General features: G+C 72.0%; 21 protein-coding genes. 7 read left to right on the top strand and 14 right to left on the bottom strand.

The genetic code is table 11. The features are described from left to right. Positions 1-197: 197 nt before the first annotated feature. The 4 genes from ACWKZU_RS07705 to ACWKZU_RS07690 form a co-directional block, all read right to left on the bottom strand. Entirely contained in the window at positions 198-1,454 is a 1,257-nt protein-coding gene (locus tag ACWKZU_RS07705) for a M20 family metallo-hydrolase (RefSeq protein WP_449281737.1), read from the bottom strand. 54 nt (positions 1,455-1,508) lie between these two features. After that, the gene (locus ACWKZU_RS07700) at positions 1,509-3,164 is read right to left on the bottom strand and encodes an amidohydrolase (protein ID WP_449281736.1); all 1,656 of its coding nucleotides are present in this window, start codon (positions 3,162-3,164) and stop codon (positions 1,509-1,511) included. Between the two features lie 9 nt (positions 3,165-3,173). Further along, positions 3,174-4,862, bottom strand: a complete 1,689-nt coding sequence (locus ACWKZU_RS07695) for a thiamine pyrophosphate-dependent enzyme (protein ID WP_449281735.1) — start codon at positions 4,860-4,862, stop codon at positions 3,174-3,176. An 83-nt stretch (positions 4,863-4,945) separates the two neighbouring features. Further along, complete coding sequence (locus tag ACWKZU_RS07690; RefSeq protein ID WP_449281734.1) at positions 4,946-6,277, bottom strand: MFS transporter; 1,332 nt, start codon at positions 6,275-6,277, stop codon at positions 4,946-4,948. Positions 6,278-6,434: 157 nt separating this feature from the next. Here ACWKZU_RS07690 and ACWKZU_RS07685 point away from each other — a divergent pair, with 157 nt between their 5' ends. Both ACWKZU_RS07685 and ACWKZU_RS07680 read left to right on the top strand, forming a co-directional pair. Continuing rightward, a complete protein-coding gene (locus ACWKZU_RS07685) occupies positions 6,435-7,607 on the top strand; it encodes a PucR family transcriptional regulator (RefSeq protein ID WP_449281733.1) in 1,173 nt (390 codons plus the stop codon). A 124-nt stretch (positions 7,608-7,731) separates the two neighbouring features. After that, on the top strand, positions 7,732-8,103 hold the full coding sequence (locus ACWKZU_RS07680) for a TFIIB-type zinc ribbon-containing protein (protein WP_449281732.1): 372 nt from the start codon (positions 7,732-7,734) through the stop codon (positions 8,101-8,103). A gap of 29 nt (positions 8,104-8,132) precedes the next feature. Here the strand turns inward: ACWKZU_RS07680 and ACWKZU_RS07675 are convergent, their stop codons facing one another. Both ACWKZU_RS07675 and ACWKZU_RS07670 read right to left on the bottom strand, forming a co-directional pair. Then, entirely contained in the window at positions 8,133-9,485 is a 1,353-nt protein-coding gene (locus ACWKZU_RS07675; RefSeq protein ID WP_449281731.1) for a M20/M25/M40 family metallo-hydrolase, read from the bottom strand. 82 nt (positions 9,486-9,567) lie between these two features. Next, the gene (locus ACWKZU_RS07670; protein ID WP_449281730.1) at positions 9,568-10,224 is read right to left on the bottom strand and encodes a TetR/AcrR family transcriptional regulator; all 657 of its coding nucleotides are present in this window, start codon (positions 10,222-10,224) and stop codon (positions 9,568-9,570) included. A gap of 221 nt (positions 10,225-10,445) precedes the next feature. Here ACWKZU_RS07670 and ACWKZU_RS07665 point away from each other — a divergent pair, with 221 nt between their 5' ends. The 5 genes from ACWKZU_RS07665 (at position 10,446) to ACWKZU_RS07645 (ending at position 15,104) form a co-directional block, all read left to right on the top strand. Beyond that, a complete protein-coding gene (locus ACWKZU_RS07665) occupies positions 10,446-11,228 on the top strand; it encodes a Pr6Pr family membrane protein (RefSeq protein WP_449281729.1) in 783 nt (260 codons plus the stop codon). Between the two features lie 188 nt (positions 11,229-11,416). Further along, positions 11,417-12,586 carry an LLM class flavin-dependent oxidoreductase gene (locus tag ACWKZU_RS07660; protein WP_449281728.1) on the top strand — a complete coding sequence of 390 codons (1,170 nt, stop codon included), beginning with the start codon at positions 11,417-11,419 and terminating at the stop codon, positions 12,584-12,586. Then, positions 12,583-13,014, top strand: a complete 432-nt coding sequence (locus tag ACWKZU_RS07655) for a RidA family protein (protein WP_449281727.1) — start codon at positions 12,583-12,585, stop codon at positions 13,012-13,014. Before ACWKZU_RS07660 ends, ACWKZU_RS07655 begins: the two co-directional genes overlap by 4 nt. Next, positions 13,011-13,763: a RidA family protein gene (locus ACWKZU_RS07650; protein WP_449281726.1), complete on the top strand. Its 753-nt coding sequence runs from the start codon at positions 13,011-13,013 to the stop codon at positions 13,761-13,763. Before ACWKZU_RS07655 ends, ACWKZU_RS07650 begins: the two co-directional genes overlap by 4 nt. Positions 13,764-13,835: 72 nt before the next feature. After that, positions 13,836-15,104 carry an LLM class flavin-dependent oxidoreductase gene (locus ACWKZU_RS07645; protein WP_449281725.1) on the top strand — a complete coding sequence of 423 codons (1,269 nt, stop codon included), beginning with the start codon at positions 13,836-13,838 and terminating at the stop codon, positions 15,102-15,104. A 99-nt stretch (positions 15,105-15,203) separates the two neighbouring features. Here ACWKZU_RS07645 and ACWKZU_RS07640 read toward each other — a convergent pair whose 3' ends face one another. The 8 genes from ACWKZU_RS07640 to ACWKZU_RS07605 form a co-directional block, all read right to left on the bottom strand. Continuing rightward, complete coding sequence (locus tag ACWKZU_RS07640; RefSeq protein ID WP_449281724.1) at positions 15,204-15,965, bottom strand: FadR/GntR family transcriptional regulator; 762 nt, start codon at positions 15,963-15,965, stop codon at positions 15,204-15,206. A 192-nt stretch (positions 15,966-16,157) separates the two neighbouring features. Then, positions 16,158-17,426 (bottom strand): LLM class flavin-dependent oxidoreductase, encoded by a 1,269-nt coding sequence (locus ACWKZU_RS07635; RefSeq protein ID WP_449281723.1) that lies wholly within the window; start codon positions 17,424-17,426, stop codon positions 16,158-16,160. Positions 17,427-17,481: 55 nt separating this feature from the next. After that, complete coding sequence (locus ACWKZU_RS07630) at positions 17,482-17,904, bottom strand: cupin domain-containing protein (protein ID WP_449281722.1); 423 nt, start codon at positions 17,902-17,904, stop codon at positions 17,482-17,484. Further along, positions 17,901-19,454 carry a GMC family oxidoreductase gene (locus ACWKZU_RS07625; protein ID WP_449281721.1) on the bottom strand — a complete coding sequence of 518 codons (1,554 nt, stop codon included), beginning with the start codon at positions 19,452-19,454 and terminating at the stop codon, positions 17,901-17,903. Before ACWKZU_RS07625 ends, ACWKZU_RS07630 begins: the two co-directional genes overlap by 4 nt. Then, entirely contained in the window at positions 19,451-20,215 is a 765-nt protein-coding gene (locus ACWKZU_RS07620; RefSeq protein WP_449281720.1) for an alpha/beta fold hydrolase, read from the bottom strand. Before ACWKZU_RS07620 ends, ACWKZU_RS07625 begins: the two co-directional genes overlap by 4 nt. A gap of 51 nt (positions 20,216-20,266) precedes the next feature. Then, the gene (locus ACWKZU_RS07615) at positions 20,267-21,031 is read right to left on the bottom strand and encodes an amino acid ABC transporter ATP-binding protein (RefSeq protein WP_449281719.1); all 765 of its coding nucleotides are present in this window, start codon (positions 21,029-21,031) and stop codon (positions 20,267-20,269) included. Next, entirely contained in the window at positions 21,028-21,987 is a 960-nt protein-coding gene (locus tag ACWKZU_RS07610) for an amino acid ABC transporter permease (protein WP_449281718.1), read from the bottom strand. Before ACWKZU_RS07610 ends, ACWKZU_RS07615 begins: the two co-directional genes overlap by 4 nt. Beyond that, a complete protein-coding gene (locus tag ACWKZU_RS07605) occupies positions 21,984-22,877 on the bottom strand; it encodes a transporter substrate-binding domain-containing protein (protein ID WP_449281717.1) in 894 nt (297 codons plus the stop codon). The genes ACWKZU_RS07610 and ACWKZU_RS07605 overlap by 4 nt, the downstream gene beginning before the upstream one ends. Positions 22,878-23,102 lie beyond the last annotated feature (225 nt).

Below are 23,102 nucleotides of genomic sequence, written 5' to 3'. Positions count from 1 at the left end.
CGAGGAGATCCCGGTCGTCACCACCGAGGCCATCCTCGAGCCCGATCTCTGGTGGCGGCTCACCCACCCGGCCCTCGTCTTCGGCTGGTAGGGAGGCCCCACGCCGGCGGGCGGGCCCGCGCGGGGCTTCGACTCGCTGCGCTCGCTCAACCGGCGGGGGCGCGTTCAACCGGCGGGCCCTCGCTCGAGCGGGCGCCTCAGTCGACGAGCGCACCCTCCGCGAGGCGGCGCACGACGCCCGTGAGGTGGTCGACGCCGGCGAGCAGATCCTCGTCGCGCGTGAACTCCTTGAGGTTGTGCGAGATGCCGTCGACGCTCGGCACGAACAGCATCACCGCGGGCACCCGATCCTTCATGTTGGTCGAGTCGTGCCCGGCGACCGTCATCACGCGGTCGTGCGTCAGCCCGAGCTCCTCGGCGACCTCGCGCGCCAGCTCGACGCCCGCCTCCGGGTAGGGGTTCTGGCCCCAGCTGTGCTCGGCGACGACCTCGATCTCGACGCGATCCTCGCGCTGCACCCGCTCGACGGTCTCCATGACCCTCGCGTAGGCCGCGTCGAGCACCTCGCTGCTCGGCGAGCGCAGGTCGAAGAGCAGCTGCACCTCGCTCGCGACGACGACGGGCGAGTTGGGGTAGACGTTGATCTCGCCGCAGGCCGTGTGCAGGATGCCCGGCTCGAACTCGTCGACCAGCTCGCGGGCCGCGACGATGAGGCGGGCCGCGCCGAGCAGCGCGTCCCGGCGGTCCTCCATGAGGGTCGATCCGCTGTGGGCCTGCTCGCCCGTGATCCTGAACTCGAACTTGTGCGCGCCCCAGGTGGCGTTCACGAGCCCGATCGTCACGCCGTCCTGCTCCATGCTGCGGCCCTGCTGGACGTGGATCTCGGCGTACGAGGCGACCTCGGGCCCGCCCTCGCCGAACACGGCGCCGCCGCGCTCGTCGATGGCATCGAGCGCCTCCTTCACCGTGACGCCGCGGGGATCCCGCGTCGCGAGCGCGTCCATGAGCGGCATCTTGCCCGTGAACACCGAGCTGCCCATCATGGAGGGCTTGAAGCGCGACCCCTCCTCGTTGAACCAGTTCACCACGGCGAGGTTGAAGCGCGCCCGCGAGGGGTCGGCCCGCAGCTCGTCCGCCACGCGGAAGCAGGCGTGCGCCGACGCCATCACGCCGTAGGCCCCGTCGAAGCGGCCCGCCGTCGGCTGCGAGTCCATGTGCGAGCCGGTGAGCACGTAGGGGGCGCCGGGCACCAGCTCGAGCAGCCCGAACTGGTTGCCGATGGCGTCGCGGTGCACCGTGAAGCCGTGCGACTCGAGCAGCCGCGCGAACCACTTGCGCTGCTGCCCGTCCGCCTCGCTCGCGGCCTGCCGCTCGACGCCGTTCGTGCCCTCGACCGCGCCGAAGCGGGAGTGCACGGCCCAGTCTGCGAGGAAGGAGTCGTCCTGCTGAGTCATTGTCGGTCCTTTCGAGGCGGGGTGAGGGCGGGTTGCGGGGGCGGGATCAGCTGGTCAGGATCGTGCGTCGTAGCTCAGCTCGCCGCCGAGCACGGTCGCGACGACGCCGAGTTCGGCGATGCTGGGCGCGGTGAGCGGCGAGGCCGAGAACACGGCGAGGTCGGCGAGCTTGCCGCGCTCGAGCGTGCCCTTGTCGGCGAGCTGGCCCGTCGCGCGCGCCGCCCACTCGGTGTGGGTGCGCAGCGCCTCCTCGGGGGTGATCGCCTCGGCCGGGCCGAGCGCGGCGCCGCCGTCGGCGATCCGGTCGACCGCCGACTGCATGCCGCGGCGGAGGTCGTTGTCGGCGACGGGGAGGTCCGAGGATCCGGCCAGGATGACGCCCGCGTCGATCACGGAGCGCCCGCGGTAGAGCCAGTCGCGTCGCTCGGGGCCGACGCGATCCGCCATCTGCTCGCCGAAGGAGCCGATGAATCCGGCCTGCGGCGTCACCGCGACGCCGAGGCGTCCCGCGCGCTCCACCTGATCGGGGCGTGCGATGGCGAAGTGCTCGATGCGGCACGGCACGTCGAGACGGCCGTAGCGCTCCTGCGCCTCCTCGATGATGTCGAGGGCGAGGTCGATGGCGGCGTCGCCGATCGCGTGCAGGGCGAGGGGCCAGCCGGCGCGGTAGGCGCCGAGCGCGCGCTCGCGGTAGGTCTCGGGCTCGTCGAGCAGGTAGCCGCGGTTGCCGTGCTCGGCGTGCCCGCAGAAGTCCTCGGTGACCGCGGCGGTCGCCCCGAGCAGGGAGCCGTCGAGGAACACCTTGACGTGGCCGAAGCGCACCGCGTCGTCGCCGAAGCCGGTGCGGATGCCGAGGTCGAGCCCCGCCCCGCGGCCCTCGCCGTGGAAGTCGGCGGCGTGCCCCTCGAGCGGCCGCAGCGCGTCGATCGCCGGCATCAGCTGCGCGCGGGCGTGCAGGCGGCCGCGCTCCGATGCCGCCTGGTAGGCCGCGACCTCGACGGGGCTGTGCCCGATCCAGCCGCCGCCCACGCCGGCCTCGGTGAAGCTCGTGATGCCCTGCGCCGCATAGCGCGAGGTCGCGGCGTCGAGAGCCTCGACCAGGCGCTCGCGCGAGTAGGGCAGCAGCAGCGCCTGCACGAGGCCCTGCGCCGCCTCCTCGACGAGGCCCGTGGGCGCCCCGGAGCCATCGCGCACCACGACGCCGCCGACCGGATTCTCGAAGCCCGGCTCGAGCGCGCCGACGAGGCGCAGCGTAGCGGTGTTCGTGATCGAGGCGTGGCCCGAGGTGTGCCGCAGGTAGAGGGGACGATCGCCGGTGATCCCGTCGAGGCGCGCGATGTCGGGGAAGCTCCCGCCGTGATGCGCCTGGTTGAAGCCGGTGCCGTGCACCCACGCGTCGGGGTCGCCCAGTTCGTCGAGCCGGGCGGTCTCGGCCGCGATCAGCCCGTAGAGCTCGTCGAGGCCGCGCGCCGCGCTGAGGTCGATCGCAGCGAGCCCCAGGCCCCACCAGGCCGTGTGGCAGTGGGCGTCGATGAGGCCGGGCGTGGCCACCGCGTCGCCGAAGTCGAGCACGCGCTCGGCGTCGAGCCCGGCGAGCTCGTCGTCGAAGCCGACGATGCGGCCGCCGATGACGCCGACCGCGGTCGCGGCGGGCCGGGCCGGATCCATGGTGAGAATCTCGCGTGCGCGGATGATCAGATCGAGTCGCATGCGGGCCTCTCAGTTCGCGGGGGTGGGATCTGCGGCGATCTCGCTCGACGCCGGAGGCATGACCTCGTCGCCGATGAGCACGTGGACGAGCGCCGGGCCGTCGGCCGCGAGGGCGCGGTCGAGGGCCGGGGCGAACTCCTCGGTGGTCTCGACCCGCTCGCCGTGCCCGCCGAAGGAGGCCATCCACGCCGCGAAGTCGGGGTTCGCCATGCGCGTGCCCGAGGGGCGGCCGGGGTAGTGCTTCTCCTGGTGCTGCACGATGGTGCCGTAGATGCCGTTGTCGACGACGATCACGAGCGGCTTGCCGCCGTGCGCGACGGCGGTCGCGAGCTCCTGGCCGTTCATGAGGAAGTCGCCGTCGCCGCACACCGCGACCGCGCGCCGCTCGGGGAACGCGAGGGACGCCGCGACCGCTGCGGGCACCGCGAGCCCCATCGCGCCGTTGCGCGCGCCCACGAGGCTCGCGGGGTCGAGATGGCGCACGAAGCGGTGCGCCCAGATGGTCGCGTTGCCCGCACCGAAGGTGAGGATCGCCCGGCCGTCGAGCCGGTCGTCGAGCTGTCCGAATGCGACGCCGAGGTCGACTCCGGCGTCGGCGGCGGCGCCCGGAACCGAGGCGTCGGCACGATGCGCCGCGAAGCGGGCCTGCGCCTCGGCGCGGTCGCGCATCCACCCGTCGGCGCGGGATCCGCGGGCGGCTGCGGGGTCGGCGCCCGCGAGCGCGGCGACGAAGCCCGCCGGGGCGGCGAGGATCTGCTGATCGATCCGGCCGGCGTGCTGGGTCGCCTCGGGGTCGAGCGAGACGAGCACGGTCTCGGCCTCGAAGCCGAGCGTGTAGCCGTCGCTGAGCACGTCGGAGCGCGAGCACCCGACGAAGACGAGGAGGTCGGCCTCGGCATACCCCGCGGCGACCGCGTCGGCGCGGCCGTAGCCGAGCCAGCCGGCCCACGCCGGGCCCTCGTGCGGCACCGCGTCGTAGGCGCGCCAGTCGCAGAAGACCGGCACGCCGGCCGCGGCCGCGAAGTCGAGCAGCTGCCGCCCGGCGCCGCCGTGCCAGCCGTCGCCGCCCGCCACGATCGCGGGGCGCTCGGCGCGGGCGAGGCGCTCCACGAGCGTCTCGATCTCGGCCGGGGCCGGCTGCGGGGAGGGGGCCGCGACGGGCCGGGAGGGAGCCGCCTCGGTGAGGTGCACGAGCACGTCCTCGGGCAGCCCCACGACCACGGGCCCCGGCCTCCCGGCGGCGGCGATCCGCATCGCCTCCGCGGTGAGCTCGCCGGCGCGATCCGCGTCGTCGATCGTCATGACCCGCTTCGCCGTCGAGCCGAACCAGCCGGTCAGGCTGAACTCCTGGAACGCCTCGCGCTCGCGGTCGTGCACGGGCACCAGGCCGACGAACAGCACGAGCGGAGTGGCGTCCTGCCAGGCGGTGTGGATCGCGATCATCGCGTTCGCGGCACCCGGGCCGCGCGTCACCATCGCCACGCCGGGCAGCCCGGTCAGGCGGCCCTCCGCCAGCGCCATGAACCCGGCACCGCCCTCCTGCCGGCACACGACGGTCTCGATCGAGGAGTCGTGGAGACCGTCGAGCACATCGAGGTAGCTCTCCCCCGGCACCGCGTACACGCGCCGCACGCCGTGCGCTTCGAGCGTTCGGACGATGAGGTGTCCGGCGGACGAGGAGGAGGTGGGCGCTGACATCGGGGGAGTTCCTTCCGGGAGTCTGACGGAGATGGGGTGAGGGCGGCGGCCGGGCGGGTGATCCGCCCGGCCGCCGTGCGGGCTCAGTGCTTGAAGCCGGGCAGCTTGACGCTTATGCGCGGGGCGACCGCACCCGCCACCGCGGTGAACAGCGACAGGAAGGCGAGCATCGCGGCGGCCGGCCACCAGTGGTTGCCCGCGGCGGCGACGAAACCGGTGGCGAGCAGCGGGATGAAGCCGGAGAGCATGCCCGCCACGTTCTGCGCCAGGCCGACACCCGTGTAGCGGGTCTTGGCCGGGAAGAGGCCGGTGAGCACCGTGCCCGACGCCGCGTAGGGCAGCGAGAGCGTGCCCACGGCGAGCGTCATGGCGATCACCACGAGCACCGGGACGCCCGAGGAGAGCAGCAGGAACGCGGGCACCGAGACCACGGCCGAGGCGATGCCGCCCCAGAGGATGACGCGGCTCGCGCCGTACTTCGAGCCCAGGATGCCGCCCCAGATCAGCACGGGGATCTCGACGGCCGCGGCCACCATGCTGCCGAGCAGCATGAGCGACGACTCGTAGCCCAGCACGTTGACGCCGTACCAGACGCAGAACGCGGTCACCAGGTAGAACCCTCCCACGCCGAGCAGCGCGGCGGCCATGCCGATGATGATCTGCTTCCAGCTGTTGCGGAAGGTGGTGAGCACGGGGCTCTGCTCGACCTCGCCCGACTCCTCGAGCTGGCGGAAGACCGGCGACTCCTCGAGCTTGCTCCGGATGTAGACCGCGACGATCAGCAGCGGGAACGCGATGAGGAACGGGATGCGCCAGCCCCAGGCGTCGAAGTTCTGCTGCGAGAACAGCAGGGTCATCGCGAAGAAGCCGCCCGACGACAGGATGGTGCCGATCGGCGAGCCGATCTGCGGGATCGCCGCGTAGCGGGCGCGCAGGTGCAGCGGCGCGTTCTCGACCACGATGGTCATGGCGCCCGACCACTCGCCGCCCACGAACAGGCCCTGCAGCACGCGCAGCAGCACGAGGAGCACCGGCGCCGCGATGCCGATGGCCGCGTAGGTCGGAAGCAGGCCGATGAGGCCGGTCACGATGCCGATGCCGACGATCGTGATCATGAGCACCTTGCGGCGACCGATGCGGTCGCCCATGCGGCCGAAGATGATGCCGCCGATGGGGCGGGCCGCGAGGCCCACGCCGAAGGTGGCGAACGACGCCAGCGCGGCGGCGGTCGCGTTCTCGCTGGTGAAGTACTGCACGTTGAACACCAGCGCGGCGGCCGCGCTGAAGAGGAAGAAGTCGTACCACTCGAGTGCGGTGCCGATCAGGGCGCCGAGTGCGACCTTGTTGGCGTCCTTGACGCTCAGTTCCTGCGTCGCGTCGTACTCGATGGCCGACGTGTGGGTTGTCTCGCTCATACTCTCTCTCCGTCGAGGATGCGGGATCCGGGGGCGGGCGCCGTCACGGGTGCGACGGCCTCGCGTTCCAGATTCTCAGGTGATTCGCCCCGGTGAGAGCACGTATCGCCACTGAAAATCGGAGCAGAAGTGTGCATATGCACATATTATGTGCTGCATGACCCCGGACCCCTCCCGTCCCCTCAGCGATACGCCCCAGACGGGCGACCGCGACCGCTGGCTCGAACTGCTCGACCGCCTCGACCTCGACGAGCTCACCGAGACCTTCCTGGCGCTCGTGGGATCCGTCGCCGGCTACGATCCCGCGCCCATCCCGCAGTCCGAGCTGCGCCGCACCGGCCGGCTCTCCTTCAGCGCGCTCGTCGACGGCCTGCGCGCGGGGGGATTCGACGAGGAGATCACGATCTCGACCGACGTGGGCGTCTCGCGGGCGCGGGCGGGTGTGCCGCTCACGTCGCTCATGACGGCGATCCGGCACGACTTCACCGTGCTCTGGGAAGCGCTCACCCGCGTCGCCGAGGCCGACGACGCGGAGCTCCTCGTGCGCCACACCGGCATCGTGCTGCGCACGGTCGACGAGTACGTCGGGCAGACCCAGCGCGCCTACGTCGCCGAGCGCGAGCGCATGCGCGAGGAGGAGGCCTCGGTGCGCCAGGGCCTCATCGCCTCGCTCTTCCAGGAGCCGCAGCCCGCGGGGCAGCATCTGCACGGCGTCGCGGCGCAGCTCGGGCTCCCGCCGGACGCCCCGCTCGTCGTGATCGCCGCCGCCGACCAGGACGTCGCCCCGCTGCGCGTGGCGATCTCGGAGCTCGAGCGCGCGGGCGCCACGGTCCACACCCACCACCTCGGGGACTCGCTCGTGGCGTTCACCCGGCGCCTCGAACTGCCCGGCTCGCGCCTCGAGGAGCTCGGGCGGCAGCTGCTCGAGCTGCGCGTCGGCGTGGTGATCGCGGCGGCGGGGATCGCGGACCTGCGTCGATCCGCCGCCACCGCCGTCGAGCTGGCACACCTCTTCGGCCCCGAGGAGGAGGGCGCGATGACCTGGGGCCGCGGCTGGGCCCGGCTCGCCGCGCGCAGTCTGCTCGCCGCGGGCCGCCCGATCCTCGCCGACGTGCAGCCGGCGCTGGAGCGGTGCGGTGAGGCGGAGCGCACCCGGCTCGAGGAGGCCGTGCGCAGCTACCTGCGCACCGGCAGCGTGAGCGAGTCGGCGGCCGAGCTCTTCTGCCACCGCAACACGCTCACGAACCGGCTGCGCCGCTTCGCCGACCTCACGGGGATCGACCCCACGGTGCCCGAGCAGTCGGCCCGCCTCGTCGTGGGCTGGGCGTAGGGCATGTCTCGTAAGAGGTCGAGCGATGCGATCACGCAGGCCGATCACGTCGTCCGCCGGCCGAGCGGCGCCGGTGATCCCCCGCCGGGGGATCCTTCCAGCTTGCGCCGTTACAGTCGGGACCATGAACTGCCCCAGCGACGGAACCGTCCTGCTCATGAGCGAGCGTCAAGGCATCGAGATCGACTACTGCCCCCAGTGCCGAGGCGTCTGGCTGGATCGCGGCGAACTCGACAAGATCCTCGAGCGCGCGCAGCTCGAGTCCGAGGCGCCGGCCACCCCGCCGGCTCCGCCCGCGGCGCAGCCGCAGCAGTACGCCGATCCGAGCTATGACCGCCCGCGCGCCGACGATCGCCGGTACTCGGACGACCGCCGGTACTCGGACGACCGCCGGTACTCGGATGATCGGCGATACTCCGACGACCGCCGGTCGAACGATCCCCGGTACCGCAAGAAGAAGAGCCCCTTCGAGTTCCTGGGCGACTTCTTCGAGTAGGCGCGCGGGTTTCGACTCGCTCCGCTCGCTCAACCAGCGGGGATCGCGCCGATCCGCTCCGCCACGATCAGTCGCAGCGCCGCCAGAGAGAGCTCGACGGACTCCACGTCGATGCGCTCGTCGTTGCCGTGCACGCCCTCGCGGTAGCGCTCGTAGCTCCAGTCGGGACCCAGCAGCCCGAAGCCGTAGGCGGGGATCCCGAGTTCGCGCAGCACCCGGGCATCCGATCCCCCGGCGGCCATGATCGGCACGGTCGGCGCGCCGGAGACGGCCTCGACCGCGCGCTCGATCGCGGCGAAGAGGGGCTCGTGCGCGCTCGACGCCGTGGCGGCCCAGCCGCGCAGATACTGGATCTCGACCTCGTCGACGAGCGGCCCCAGCACGGCGGCGAGCAGTTCGTCGACCTCCTGGTCGCTCGTGCCCGGCAGGGTGCGGATGTCGAGGTCGATGGTGCCCACCGCGGGGATGACGTTGTGGGTCATGCCCGCGCGCAGCACGGTGGGCGACAGCGTGATCCGCGAGACCGCATGCGCGTATCCCGCGATGCCTCCGAGATGCGGCAGCGCCGCATCGATGCTGACGGGATCGCGCAGGCGCTCGGCCAGGGCGGGGTCGTCGATGCGCGCCGCCACGAATGCGTCCCAGAGCTCCCCGAGCTGGGCCGCCGGCGCGACCTCTCCCAGCCGCTGCAGCACCTCTCCCACGCGGTAGGCGGCGCTCGCGGCGCCGTAGGGGATCGAGGCGTGCCCGGGCTTGCCGCGCATCACCAGGCGCCGCCCGGCCGATCCCTTCTCGGCGACCTCGATCGCCACGTGCGCGCCCATGCGCATGCCGCCGGACTCGGAGAGCGCTTCGCTCACCCGCACGGCCTCGGGGTGCTCGCGCACGAGCCAGTGGATGCCGTACTCGCCGCCCGCCTCCTCGTCGGCCACCGCCAGCAGCACGAGGTCGCCGCGCGGCGGCTCGGGGGCGAGCGCCACCTCGCGCAGCACGCAGGCGAAGACCGCGGTCAGGTAGAGCATGTCGACGGCGCCCCGGCCCCAGACCTCGCCGTCGATGAGGTCGCCGCCGAACGGGTTGCGGGTCCAGCCCTCCGGATCCACCGGCACCACGTCGAGGTGCCCGAGCAGTCCGAGCGACGGGGCCGCGGGATCGGTTCCGCGCACGCGCGCGATCAGCGAGGCCCGCCCCGGCGCCGACTCGAGCACCTGGGTCTCGACGCGGCCGGCGGCGACCGCCGGCGCGAGGAAGCGCTGCAGCACGCGCACGCTGCGGATCTCCTGACCCGAGTCCGGGCTGCCGTCGTTGACGCAGGCCTCGCGGATCAGAGCGCGGAGCAGTCCGATCGCGTCCGACTCCAGAGCTTCGCCCCCATCAGACACCGGTCTCCACCTCCGCTCGCATCGGGCCGCGCCCGCTCACGCCTCTACCCTACTCGCCCGCGGATCCGCCACGGGCGGGCGGCTACCGCGCCACGGAGTCGAGGAGCGCCGCGACTCCCGCCCGGTAGACGGCCATGCCGTCGATGGCCAGCAGCTCCGCGCGGTGCTCGTTGACGAGGGGGTAGCGCGTGAGGTCGACCGAGCCGAAAGTGCTGATCCAGGGGATCGACCCGTCGCGCGCGGCGCCCCCGTGGGCCACGACCTCCTGCGCCATCGCCGCCGACTGGGCCAGGGCGAAACCCGATATCGCGGCGTATGCGCGGATCAGCGCTGCACCGCCGAGCCCGGCCTCGCTCAGCCGGGCGAGCACGAACTCGTCGCCCGCCACGTCCCCGGGCCCGACCGGATCGAGGATCGCACCCTCGGCTGCGATCGACGGGTACTCGAGGCTGAGCTCGGCGATGCGCATGAGGTGCGCCTCGAGCCGCTCGCGCCAGCCGCCCGTAGCGGCCTCGGCGTCGACGACGGCCATCTCGCTCAGGCGGTCGAGCGCCGCGCGGGTCAGCTCCTCCTTGTTGCGGAAGTGCCGGTACATCGCGGTCGCATCGACGCCGAGGGCCTCGCCCAGGCGTTTGAAGGTGACCTTCGCGTTCGGCTCCTCGCGGGCGAGGGCGAGGATCGCGTCGACGATCAGGCGCCGATCCAGACGCCCTCGCTTCGGAGCGGTCGCTTCCGCCATCTCGCCTCCTCTCGACTCCGGTGCCGCCGGCCGCCGCGGCGGTCCCCGGCCATCGCCGAGATGCCGCGCGCCGATGCCGGCACTGCTCAGTGTAGTCGCGGGATCATCGTCGCTGTCAGTGCGCCTGTCAATCCCGGTGATGCCCGGTGCGACGGCCGCCCGCGCAACACAGCGCAGCCGACGCTTCCCCGGCCGCCCCGACCCGTGGAATGATCCTCATCATGGAACAGCATCCGCTCACCGGGCACGACGGGGACGCATCGGCCGCTCCCGCGACGGCCGTCCCGCCGACGGCGGCCCGACCTCCGCTGCTCGACCGGGGCGCGCTCGGCTCCCGTCCGGCCGCGCTCGTCTTCCGGATCGCCGCACTCGTGCTCATCGCCACCGGCATCGTCCGCATCACGGGGATCCTGACTCCGTCCCCGAGCTGGAACGCCCTGCTCTACTACACGGTGCTCAGCAACCTGCTCTGCCTGGTGTGGGTCGTGCTCCTGGTCGTGCGCACCGCACGGGACCTGCGCGAGCGGGGCGCACGCGGCTGGTCCACGCCCTCGCCCCGCTGGGGCGGCGCGGTCATGATGGCGATCACCGTGACGATGCTCGTCTACCTCGTCGTGCTCGTGCCATCGGCGTTCGTGCAGGGAGGCGACTACCAGCCGTTCTCGCTCACCGACAACCTCATCCACGTCATCACGCCCTGTCTGCTGATCGCGGACTGGCTGCTGTTCGCGCCGAAGGGCCGGCTGCGGTGGGGCGATCCCCTGCGCTGGACGCTGATCCCCTACGCGTACCTCGTGTTCGCGCTCGTCTACGGCGGACTCGGGGGCGAGTTCGCCGCCGGGCTGAGCTACCCGTACCCGTTCCTCGACGTCGCGACCCATGGGGCCGGCGGCGTCGCGCTCCGGGTGCTGGCGCTCTCGGTGGTGCTGGTCGGCGTGGGCTACGTGTACATCGTCGCCGACCGCCTGCTGGGCCGGGCCTTCTCGCGGCTCCAGCGCCGCTGAGCGCGGGCCGCGACGCCCCGCGGGACCACGACGAGACGCTGCCGGGGGTTGACGGATCGCGTTACCGACCATGTAGTATGCACATTAAGGGTCAAAGATTGAACCTTTAAAAGTGTTCTCCGATGCACGCACCCACCGCCCGCCGCCGAGCGGACCGGCGGCCCAGACGATGATGTAAGGAACCGGTGATGAGATTCGACCTGCTGCACGTACTCGCGAACCGCGGCGAACCCCGCCCGTGGGACGTGCTGATGAACGAGGCCCGCGAGATCGCGGAGCACTGCGATGCGCTCGGCTACGAGGGGCTGTGGCTCGGCGAGCACCACTTCGACGCGGAGGGCGCCGACCAGCTGCCCAACCCGCTCATGCTGCACACCGACCTCGCCACGCGCACGCGGAACATCCGCCTCGGCGTCGCCGCCATCGGCCTGCCCCTCTGGCACCCGGTCCGCCTCGCCGAGGACGTCGCGATGCTCGACCACTTCTCGCAGGGCCGCGTCGACATCGCCGTGGGCCGCGGCATCCTCAAGGGCGAGATCGTCAACCTCAATCCCGACGCGGACCGGGCCGACGAGGAGAAGAGCCGCGCCATCTTCCAGGAGCACCTCGACATCCTCAAGCAGGCCTGGACGGCCGAGAAGTTCGCGCACCGCGGCGAGCGCTACACCATCCCCTGGCCCGAGCTGAAGTGGAACAGCCGGGCCATGGATCCCTACACCGACGAGAACGGCATCGTCACGAGCCTCCCGATCATCCCCCAGCCCGCCCAGTCCGACCTGCCGCTGTGGGCGGTGTCGCAGCAGGAGGACGGCATCCGCCTGGCCGCGCACCAGGGCCTCTCGTTCATCACGAGCCACCCGGCCGGCGAGAAGCTGCGGCGGCTGAACGCCGCGTACGACGAGGAGTGCGAGAGGATCGGGCGCCGCCCCCGCAACGCCTTCAGGGTCGCACCCGCCTCGCGCGAGTTCTACATCGCCGAGACCGAGCAGGAGGCGCGCTCCGTCATGGAGGGTGCGATCAACGCCCGCTTCGACCTCATCAGCCGCGTGCGCGGCCTGCAGGCCTGGCTCGACGTCGACGAGGATCCCGATGACCCGAGGTTCTCCCGGATGGCCGGCTACGACATCATGATGGAGCGGGATCACCTCTTCATCGGCACCCCCGATCAGGTGACCGAGCGCATGGTCCACATGTACGAGGACGAGGGCTGGGAGCACTTCCTCTTCGGCCTCAGCCAGGCGCCCCTCGACGGCGTCAAGCGCAGCCTCACGCTGATGGCCGAGGAGGTCATCCCCGAGGTGCTGCGCCGCACCGGGCAGACCCGCTCGCTGTGGCCCGAGGAGGTGAGTGCGGCGTGAGCGAGGCGCGGAACGCGGGCACCGACTTCTTCTACGACCCCGGCTCGGACCGCGAGGCCATGGCCCGCCTCGGCCTCGGCGGCATCGCCGTCGCCGCCGGCCGCGGCTTCTTCGGCTCGATGGCGATCAACCTCTCGACGCTCCAGCGCCTGGAGGAGGCCGACACGATCGCCTCCGAGACCCGCATCTGCCTGGAGGAGGTGCTGCACCGCCTCGCCGTGATCGGCGGCGCGAAACGAGACATCGTGCGCGTCATCGCGTACGCCGACGAGAAGGCGCACCTCCCCGAGATGTGGGAGGCCTACGACGAGTTCTTCGCGGACCTGCCCGAGAAGCCCAAGCGCACCACGCTCGTCGCCGGCATCGCCGTCGACTGCCGCCTCGAGTTCGAGGTCATGGTCGCGCACCGCGAGGAGGTCGCCGCATGAAGACGTTCATCCGCCCGAACGAGCACGGCCCCTCCGCCGGCGTGATCACCGACCGCTTCGTCTTCACGGCGGCGAGCGCGATCGACCCGGCCACGCGCCGGCGCGCCGCCGACGCCGTCACCGTGCGCGACGAAGTGCGCATCGTCCTCGAGCGGCTGCGCGCGACGCTGGAGGAGGCCGGTCTCGGCCTCGACGACCTCACGAAGATCACCGTGTGGCTGAGCGAGGAGCGATACCGCTTCGAGTTCATCCCCGCCTACGTGGAGTTCATGCCCGGGGCGCCGTACCCCTCGCGCGGGCTCTTCACCATCGGCCTGGTCGGCGACGCCCGCATCCAGATCGAGGCGATCGCCGCGCGACCGGCTGCCCGATCGGCGCGACCCGAGATCTCGCACCTCGCCGCGACGGGGTCGGACGCGTTCTCCGCCGGGGTCGACTTCGGCGACCTGGTCTACGCCGACGCGACCGCGCTCGACGCGCCCTCTCTCACGCGGGCGGCGGGCACCGACCGCATCGCCGACGAGACGGATCTCGTGCTCGACCGGCTCGCCGGGACCCTGCAGCGGGCGGGCCTCGGCCTCGAGGACGTCGCGAAGGCGAACTGCTACCTGAGCGACGACACGTACCGCGACGAGTTCTGGGCGGCGTTCGATGCCCGCTTCCCCGGAGTCAAGCCCGTACGGCTCACGCAGGTCTGCGAGCTGGCGGGCGAGGCCCGGGTGCTCGTCGACGCGATCGCCGCGCGCTGAGCACCCTCAGCGATCCGACCCCTCATCCCACGGACGCCCCCGCGTCCCGACCGCACCGAGAAGGAACACACCATGACTGATCGCCCCCAGGGCGCACGGGACGGAGTTCCGGCGCCCGCCCTGCGCGGCCCCTTCGATCCCGGCGGCCAGCCCGTCGGCCTCGACCGCCGCAAGAACCACCTCCACCTCTCGCTCTTCGCCTGGAACGTGCGCAGCGGGCTCTCCTCGACGAAGGCGGTGCTCAGCGATCCGCAGCGCCACCGCGACGTCTGGGAGTGGCCATCGTCGTCGAGGCTGCTGCGGGAGGTCGAGCGCGCCGGCTTCGACAGCCAGCTGCAGTACGGCATGTGGAGCGGCTACGGCGGCGCCACCGGCTGGAACGACGCGCAGCTCGACTTCGCGACGGCCGCGACCGCCTCCGCCGCGATCACCGACCGGATCGGCATCTACAGCACGGTGCACACGGGCTACGGCTTCCACCCGCTGCTGATCGGCAAGATCACGTCGAGCATCGATCACATCTCGAACGGCCGGCTCGGGCTGAACATCGTCGCGGGATCGAACCCCGCCGACTACGCGCAGTTCGGTCTCGAGGGCCCGCTCTCCCAGGAGCACCGCTACCGGGTCGCCGACGAGTTCACCACCGCGCTCAAGCTGCTGTGGACCTCGGAGGAGCCCGTCGACTTCGAGGGCGAGTTCTTCCAGATGTACGGCGCGCAGGTGGTGCCGCGGTCGACGAGCCGGCCGCGGCCGCTGCTCATCACGGCCGCGGGATCCGACATCGGCCTCGACTACGCGGCGCGGCAGTGCGACGCCGTCTTCATCACGGCGAAGGACAACCATCCCGAGGGCTACCGGGCCCGCGCCGAGAAGATCCGCGGCATGTTCGATCAGTACGGCCGCAAGGTCCGGGTGGCCGTGATGTGCTACGTCGTGATGGACGAGACCGACGAGGCGGCGAACGAGACCGTCGCGTGGATGCGGGACAACCCCGACCACGAGGCGCTGCGGATGTGGCTCGTGCGCGCCGGCCAGGTGCTCAACAGCGAGCGCCCGGTCATCGAGGAGGGATCCTTCGGCCTCGACCGCGAGGAGACCCGCGACGAGGATCCCTACCTCGGCATCGGGAAGGACTGGTACGAGTCGCTCAGCATGGGCATGGGGGCCTACCAGCTGTTCGGCTCGTACCGGAATGTGGCGCAGCAGCTGGTCGAGCTGCACCGGGTCGGGGTCGACCAGGTGGCGCTCTGCTTCTTCGATCCGCACCGGGGAGCGCAGCAGATGCGGGAGCACGTCATCCCGCTGATGCGCGAGATGGGGTACAACCACGACCTCGCCTGATCGGGCCTCCCCGGAGGCCGCCCGCGCATCCTCCCGCGGGCGGCCTCCGGGCACCCGCCGGCCTGCTCCCCGCACCACGGCGCATCGGCCGCACGCGCCTCAGGCGCGCAGTTCGCCCACGACCCGGGTGGTGAGCGCGAGCTGATCGTGCACGGCCCGGTCGATCCCGGCCTCGTCGCCCCGGTGGATCGCCGCGACGAGCCGCTCCTGCGCGTCGAGCGAGCGCATCGCGATCTCGGGCGTCGTCTCGATCTCGATGCGCATCATCACCCCGAGCACCGACAGCCGGTCCATCACGCGCAGCAGCATCTCGCCGATCACCCGGTTGCCGCAGCGCACGGCGATCACGCAGGCCGTCTCGATGCCGTCGTAGAGGGCTGCCGGGTACTCCCGGGCGTCGGTGTGGCGGCGCATGTCGGCCAGGTGCCGGTCGATCCGGGCGAGCCCGTCGAGATCCTCGTGGCGCATGAGCAGCTTCGCGGCCGCGGGCTGCAGCAGCCGGCGGGCCTCGATGAGATCCTCCCAGACGCCCTCGCTCATGAGGGACGGCCCGAGCACCCGCTCCAGCACGCGCGGGATCCCCGAGCGATCCCGCATCACGGTGCCGCCGTAGCGGCCCGGCTTGATCTCGACCACACCCTCCCTGGCGAGGGCGTGCAGGGCGCGGCGGGCGTTGTCGCGCGCCACGTCCAGGCCCTCCGCGAGCTCCGGCAGGTTCGGCAGCCGGTCGCCGTCCTCCAGCTCGGCGCGGCGGATGCTGTTCACCAGCGCCAGGATGGCCTGCTCCACGGTGTCGCGCGAGACGATCGGCTCGAACGCGAGCCGGGAGGTGTCGCTCGACAGCATCTGGTTGGCACTCATGGGGCTTCCTCCGCGGCGGGGTCGCCCGCAGCATCGTGGGTACTCGCTCCGGGCGGGAGTCACGCCCCAGCCTAGCCGCCCCGAGGGGCGCAGCGGGCCGCCGCGGGGCGCAGCAGGCCGCCGCGAACCGCGGGCCGCCGCGAGACGCGGAGGGAGGTGAGCCTCGCGAGCGAGCTGCGGAGGCGACCCGCCCTACAGCGAGATCGCGTCCTCGTTGTATCCGCGCGCCCGCAGGATCGGCAGCACGCGATCCCGCATCTGCTGCACGCCCTTGCGGGGCTCGAAGAAGCACAGCGCGAACTGCTCGACGCCGGCCTCGTAGAGGTCGATGAGCCGGTTCGCCACCGTCTCGTACGACCCGAAGAGCTGGTAGGCGCCCATGCCGAGCCCCAGCGACTCGTACTCCTCCTGCCCCACCCCGAGGTACGGATCGTCGTCGAGCCTGCGGTCGCGGGCGGCGCCCACCTGCGCCTCGTCGACGACCGCCGCCTGGCTGTTGAGCACGTGCCCGGAGCGGATCAGCCAGTTGCGCACCGCCTCGCGGTCGATCTCCTGCCGCATCCACTCGACCGTCTCCTGCGCGGCGGCGTCGGTCTCGTCCATCACCACGTAGCACATCGCGGCGACGCGCACCCGGCGGCCGTGCTCGGCGGCCATGTCGTGGATCCGCTGCGCGCGGGCGGTGAAGCCGCCGAGCGTGTTGTCGATCGAGGTGATGAACAGCACGTCGCACTGCCGCGTCGCGTAGTCGAGGCCGACGCCCGATCCCGCCGCCGAGACGAGCAGCGGACGGGGGCGCGAGGTGGCGCGCGGCTTGATCTGGGCGCCGTACATCTGGAAGTACTCGCCCTCGAAGTCGATCGGCTCGTCCGAGGCCCACAGGTACTTCAGCGCCGTGGTGACCTCGTCGGCGATGTCGTAGCGCACCTGCGCCGACGGCGGCCCGTCGAGCCCGAACTGGGCGTAGTCGAGGGGCCCCTGGCCGGCGACGATGTTCAGACCGCCGCGGCCTCCCGAGATGTGGTCGAGGCTCGCCGTCTGCTTCGCGATGAACACCGGGTGCAGCCCGTAGCCGACGTGGAGGGTCTGGATCAGGCCGATCCGCTTCGTCACCGCGGCCGAGGCGACGCCGGCCGAGGCCCAGTCGAGCTGGTACTCGTTCCAGTTCGACTCGCCGCCGTATCCGCTCCACATGCCGTACTGCAGGTGGGAGTCCATGCCCGAGGCGTCGAGCTCGCGCAGCAGGGGCTCCGCGTTCTCCCAGCGCCACACGTCGCGGTGCTTGTCGGGGTCGGAGTTGACGGCCTTGCTGGCAGAGAGGCCCGACTGCACGTTCCAGGCGAAGAGCGAGAGGTGCAGGTGCTTGTCGGTGCGCACGAGCGGCTGCCCGCCCGGATCGAACGGCCCCCGCAGCTGCGTCGCGGGGAGGCCTGGGCGTGCGCCGGAGGGACGGGGGGTCATGGGAGGTCCTATCTCTGGGGTTCGGGTGGTGGGCGGGGCGGCGGGATCGCCGCCGTCAGACGTACTCGAGGCCGAGCGAGGCGTAGGTGGGCCCGCCGCAGACGACGACCATCTCGCAGACCTCGTCGGTGACGTTCCGGGTCTCGTGGATCACGCCGGGCGGGATGAAGATCGCCGTGCCCGCGCGGGCGGTGAACCAGTCGTCGCCGAGGCGCATCTCGATCTCGCCCTTCGTGAGGTAGTAGATCTCGCTGCCGTGCGGGTGGAAGTGGGCGATGTGGTGCTCGCCCGGCACGCTGCGCGCCAGGGCGAAGACCACGTCGACGCCGACGCCGGGCATGAGCGGGTCGCTGATCAGCACCTGCGTCTCGGTGTCGTCGTGCGGGTCGACCGCGATGTCGCCGTCGGGCACGTAGTCGGCCGTGGTCACGAAGCCGTCCTCCCGCATCCGGGCGACCAGGGGGTGGCTGAAGCTCATGGCTGCGTCCTTTCGAGGTGGGGCGACGAGGCCCGTTCCGAGCGGCCGAGGATCAGATCGGCGGCCTTCTCGCCGATCATCACCGCGGCCGCGTTGGTGTTGGCGGAGACGATGCGCGGCATGACCGAGGCGTCGGCGACCCGCAGGCCGGAGAGGCCGCGCACGCGCAGCTCGGGATCCACCACCGCGCCGCCGTCGGAGCCGTCGCCCATGCGGCACGATCCCGCGAGATGGAAGTAGCTGCTGACACCCGCGCGGATCGCGGCCTCGAGCTCGGGGCGGTCCAGCTGCAGCAGGCGCGTCGTGTCGGCCTCGCCGCCCCACTCGTCGAAGGCGCCGGCGCGCACGATCCGGTCGAGCTGCTCGAGCCCGCGGATCAGCGCCGGCAGATCCCGCTCGTCGGCCAGGTAGCCGAGGTCGATCCGCGGAGCCGCCGCGGGATCGGCCGAGGCGATCCGCACCGATCCCGTGCCGTGCGGGCGCATCTGCCCGAGCGAGAGCGTGAGGGCGTCGGGCCCGCCGGGCTCCTGCCACGGCAGGTGGTAGTCCATGCCGAGCAGGGTGAGATGCAGATCGGGGGCGGGATCCCGGTCGCCGAGCCCGGCGAAGACGGTGGCGCCCTGGCCGGTGCGCGCGAAGGGCCGCTCCGGCCGGTAGCGGATCCCGGCGACGAGGATGTGGTCCTGCAGCCGTTCGCCGACCCCGGGCAGCTCGTGGCGCACCGGCACCCCGGCGGCCTCGAGCACCCCGGCGGGACCGATCCCCGAGAGCTGCAGCAGCTGCGGGGATCCGACGGCGCCCGCGCACAGGATCACCTCGCCCGCCGAGACCTCGTGCACTCCCGAGGCCGTGGCCGCGCGCACGCCGGTGCAGCGCTCGCCGGCGAACGTCAGGCCGAGCACCGTCGCGCCGGTCAGCACCGCGAGATTCGGCCGGCCCATCGCCGGGCGCAGGTAGGCGGTGGCGGTCGATTCGCGCCGGCCGTCGACGATGAGCGACTCGGTGAACCCGACGCCCATCAGCTCGGGGCCGTTGAAGTCGTCGACGCGCGCGTGACCGGCGCGCACCGCCGCCTCGGCGTAGGCCAGACCCGCCGGGTGGGGCTCGTCGGCCACGCGCGGGTGCAGCGGTCCGCCCGCCCCCCGGTAGCGCGGGTCGCCGTCGGGTGCGTGCTCCGAGCGCCTGAAGTAGGGGAGCACGCCGGCGAAGTCCCAGCCGGCCGCCCCGAGCGCCGCCCACGCGTCGTAGTCGGCGCGATCGCCCCGCAGGTGGGTCATGCAGTTGATGGACCCGGATCCCCCGAGCACCCGGCCCCGCGGCACCGCGTAGCGCCGCCCGGTGCCGCGCTGCGTCGTGCTCGCGAAGCCCCAGTCCGCGTCGGTGCCCTGCGCGTCGGCCCAGCGCCCGGGATCCACGACCTCGGGCCGCCGGTCGTCGCCGCCCGCCTCGATCAGCAGCACCGATCGGCCCGGATCCTCGCTCAGGCGCGCCGCGACGACGCAGCCGGCGGTGCCGGCTCCGACGACCACGACGTCGGCGATCTCCTTCATCGCGCCAGGAATCCCTCCACCGCGGCCGTCGTCTCCTCATAGGCGCTCACGAACACCGCGTGCTGGCCCGAGACGCCCACCACCTCCTCGGCATAGGGGACGTACGCCTCGACCTGCTCGGGCGTGACCAGGCCGAACGCCGGCGAGTAGAGCAGCATGAGCGGCACGGTGATCGTGTGGGGCGGGGGCGCCGGCGTCGCGAACTGGCCGAAGATCGACACGATCGCGCACTGGTCGGTGCGCCGGCGGAAGCGCCCGTCCTCGCCCCGCTCGAAGTCCTTCGCCATGTCGGCGATGTACCGCTCGACGTCGATGTCGCCCGTGTTCTCGCGGCTGGCGACGAACTGCTCGAGCGAGTCCCAGACCCCGCCGAGGCGCTCCTGCTCGGCGCGGTGGTGCGCCAGCTCCGGGGTGATCTGGATCACCGGCTCCGTCACCACCGCGCGCCGCACCCGCGCGGGGTGCCGCGCCACGAGCTCGAGCAGCAGGCGGCCGCCGAAGGAGTGGCCGAGCCAGTGCGCGCGCCGCAGGCCCATCGCGTCGATCGTCTCGATGATGTCGTCGACGTAGGTGCCGAAGTCCCACGGCGGGGCGGTGCCGGACGATCCGTGACCGCGCAGGTCGAAGGCGATCACGCGGAATCGCCGCGCCCAGCGGTCGGTGGCCACGTGCTCGAACATGCTGTGGCTGCCTCCCACGCCGTGGATCAGCACGAGCGGCGGGGCCTGGGGATCGCCCCACTCGACGGTCGCGAGCTTCATGGTCGTTCTCTCCTTCGGTGAGGGGTCTGGGGATGTGCGGGCGGAACCGGCCTACAGCACGCGCCGCAGGAACGATCGGGTGCGCTCCTCCTGCGGGTCGACGAGCACCTGGCTCGGAGGACCCTGCTCGACGATCACGCCGCCGTCCATGAACACGACCCGATCGGCGACCTCCTGCGCGAACGCGACCTCGTGGGTCACGATGAGCATGGTCTGCCCGGAGTCGGCGACGCCCCGGATCACCGAGAGCACCTCGCCCACCAGTTCGGGGTCGAGCGCGCTCGTCGGCTCGTCGAACAGCATGACCTTCGGATCGATGGCCAGGGCGCGGGCGATCGCGACGCGCTGCTGCTCGCCGCCGGAGAGCTGGCGGGGGTACTTGTGCTCCTTGCCGTCGAGTCCGACCTGCGCCAGCAGCTCGAACGCGCGGTCGCGCGCCGCCCGCTTGCTCCTCCCGTGCACGAGCACCGGGGCGAGCGCCACGTTCTGCTCCGCGGTCATGTGCGGGAAGAGGTTGAAGTGCTGGAACACCATGCCCATGGTCGAGCGCTGCCGGCCGAGCTCGGCCGGGCGCATCTCGTGGAACTTGCCGTTCCGGTACTGGTACCCGACCTGCTCGCCGTCGACCGTGAGCTGGCCGCCGTCGATCGTCTCGAGGTGGTTCACGCAGCGCAGGAAGGTGCTCTTGCCCGCGCCGGACGGCCCGAGCAGGCAGCAGACCTCGCCGACGTTCACGTCGAGCGTGATGTCCTCGAGCACCGGGATGCTGCCGTACTGCTTGCGCACCGATCGCGCCTTGATCATCGCTTCGCTCATCGCGCTCCGCCCTTTCCGGCCGTCGCCTCCGCGCGGCCCGTCGCCGCGCGGCCCGCCCTGGACCGGGCGATGATGCGCTCGAACAGGTTCTGCCGCACCGTCCGCGTGGTCCCCCGCGCGAAGTGGCGCTCGACGAAGTACTGCCCGATGCTGAGGATCGTGGTGAGCAGCAGGTACCAGAGCGACGCCACGATGAGCATCGGGATGACCTGATAGGTCTGGTTGTAGATGTCGCCCACGTTGCGCAGAAGCTCGTTGAACGAGACGACGCTCGCGAGCGACGTCCACTTCAGCATGCCGATGAGCTCGTTGCCCGTGGGCGGGATGATGACGCGCATCGCCTGCGGCAGCACGATCTTCGTCATCGTCTGCAGGCGGGTCAGGCCGAACGCCTGCGCCGCGTCGCTCTGCCCCTCGTCGACCGACAGGATGCCGGCTCGCACGATCTCCGAGTAGTAGGCCCCGAAGTTCAGCCCGAGGCCGAGCAGCGACGCGAGCAGCGGTGACATCACCTGGTTGGTGTCGAGATCGATCCCGAGCAGGGGGATGTCGATGCGCGGGATGATCGACGACAGGTTGAACCAGAAGATCAGCTGCACGAGCGTCGGCGTGCCCCGGAAGAACCACTGGTAGCCCCCGGCGATGCTCCAGAGCACCGGGTTCGGCGAGAGCCGCATGACCGCCACGAGCGTTCCGATGACGACGCCGATGAGCGTCGAGAGGATCGTCATGACGATCGTGTTGCGCACGCCCTCCAGCACGGAGGACTCGAACAGGTACGCGCCGACGACCTCCCATCGCATGGCGGGCGCGGCGAGGATCCCCCAGGCGAAGTACGCGACGATGCAGGCGACGAGGATCGCGGCCACCCAGCGCCCGCCGTGGCGTCGCGCCACGAACTCCGGATCGCTGGCCGCCATCCGGGTCGTGGCGGTCGACGGATCGACGAGCGTCATCCGTTCCGCTCCTCGCCGTTGACGCGCGGCGGCAGCGCCATCGAGGCCTCGAGTCCGGCCTCCTCCATGATCCCCTGCCAGGTGCCGTCCTCGATGAGCGCCTCGATCGCGGCGTAGACCGCGTCGATGGTCTCGGTGTCGTCCTTCGCGAACACCCAGCCCTGCCATTCCCCGTCGGATGAGGGGATCGGGTCGCCCTGCAGCTCGAGATCGGGTGTGGTCTCCACCATGTACTTCGCGAGCGCCGGCTCCTGCAGCGTGAAGTCGGTGCGCCCGGAGATGACCGCCTGGAACACGCCGCCGGCGTCCTGCAGCTTCAGCAGGCTGATCTCGGGCTCGCCCTCCGCCGCGCAGGTGTCGGCGATCGCCTGAGCGGTCGTCAGGTTGTTGCTCGCCGCGACCTCGCCGCCCTTCGCGCCGCACGGGTCGGCGATGTCGAAGCCGGTGGGGTTGCCCTTCTTCACGAGGGCCTGCATCTTCGTCGACAGCGTGTCGATGAAGGAGACCTCCTTGCGGCGCTCGGTCGTGTCGGCCATCGGGCCGATGAGCATGTCGGTCCGGCCGTTGATCACCGACGGCACCATCGCCTCGAAGGCGAGATCGTGGAAGCGCACCTCGACCCCGAGCTGCTCGCCGACGGCCCGCGCGAGATCGGCCTCGATGCCCTGCAGCTCGCCGCCCTCCTCGAAGGTGAAGGGCGGGTAGTTGAAGTAGACCCCGACGTCGATGGCCCCCTTGTCGGCGATCTTCGCGGGCAGCGCGATGTCGCCCGCCTGCGGGGCCGTTCCGGCCGAGGCGGGCTCCTCGGGGGCCGAGGAGCTGCAGCCGGAGAGCATGAGAGCCGTGGCCGCGGCAACCGCGGCGGTGATCAGCAGTGGACGTGTACGCATTCGATTCTCCTTTGGATCCGCGCCGTGCCGGAGATCCGGTGAGACCCCGGGCGATCCTCTCGCCCGAAGCGACCGACCGGTCGGCATCTCCATAAGGTTCACAGATTGAACCTTATTCGTCAAGCCCCTGCGGAATCGGAATCGGAGACGCGGCCGGCGACCGCTCGATCCGGGGCCGTCGCCCCGCGGCGAGCGCATTCCGGGCGCACGAGGGGCGGGGCGGCG

Source organism: Leucobacter sp., from assembly GCF_053528595.1.
The sequence above is the reverse complement of the archived record's forward strand: the minus strand, read 5'-3'. Positions and strand labels throughout refer to the sequence as shown.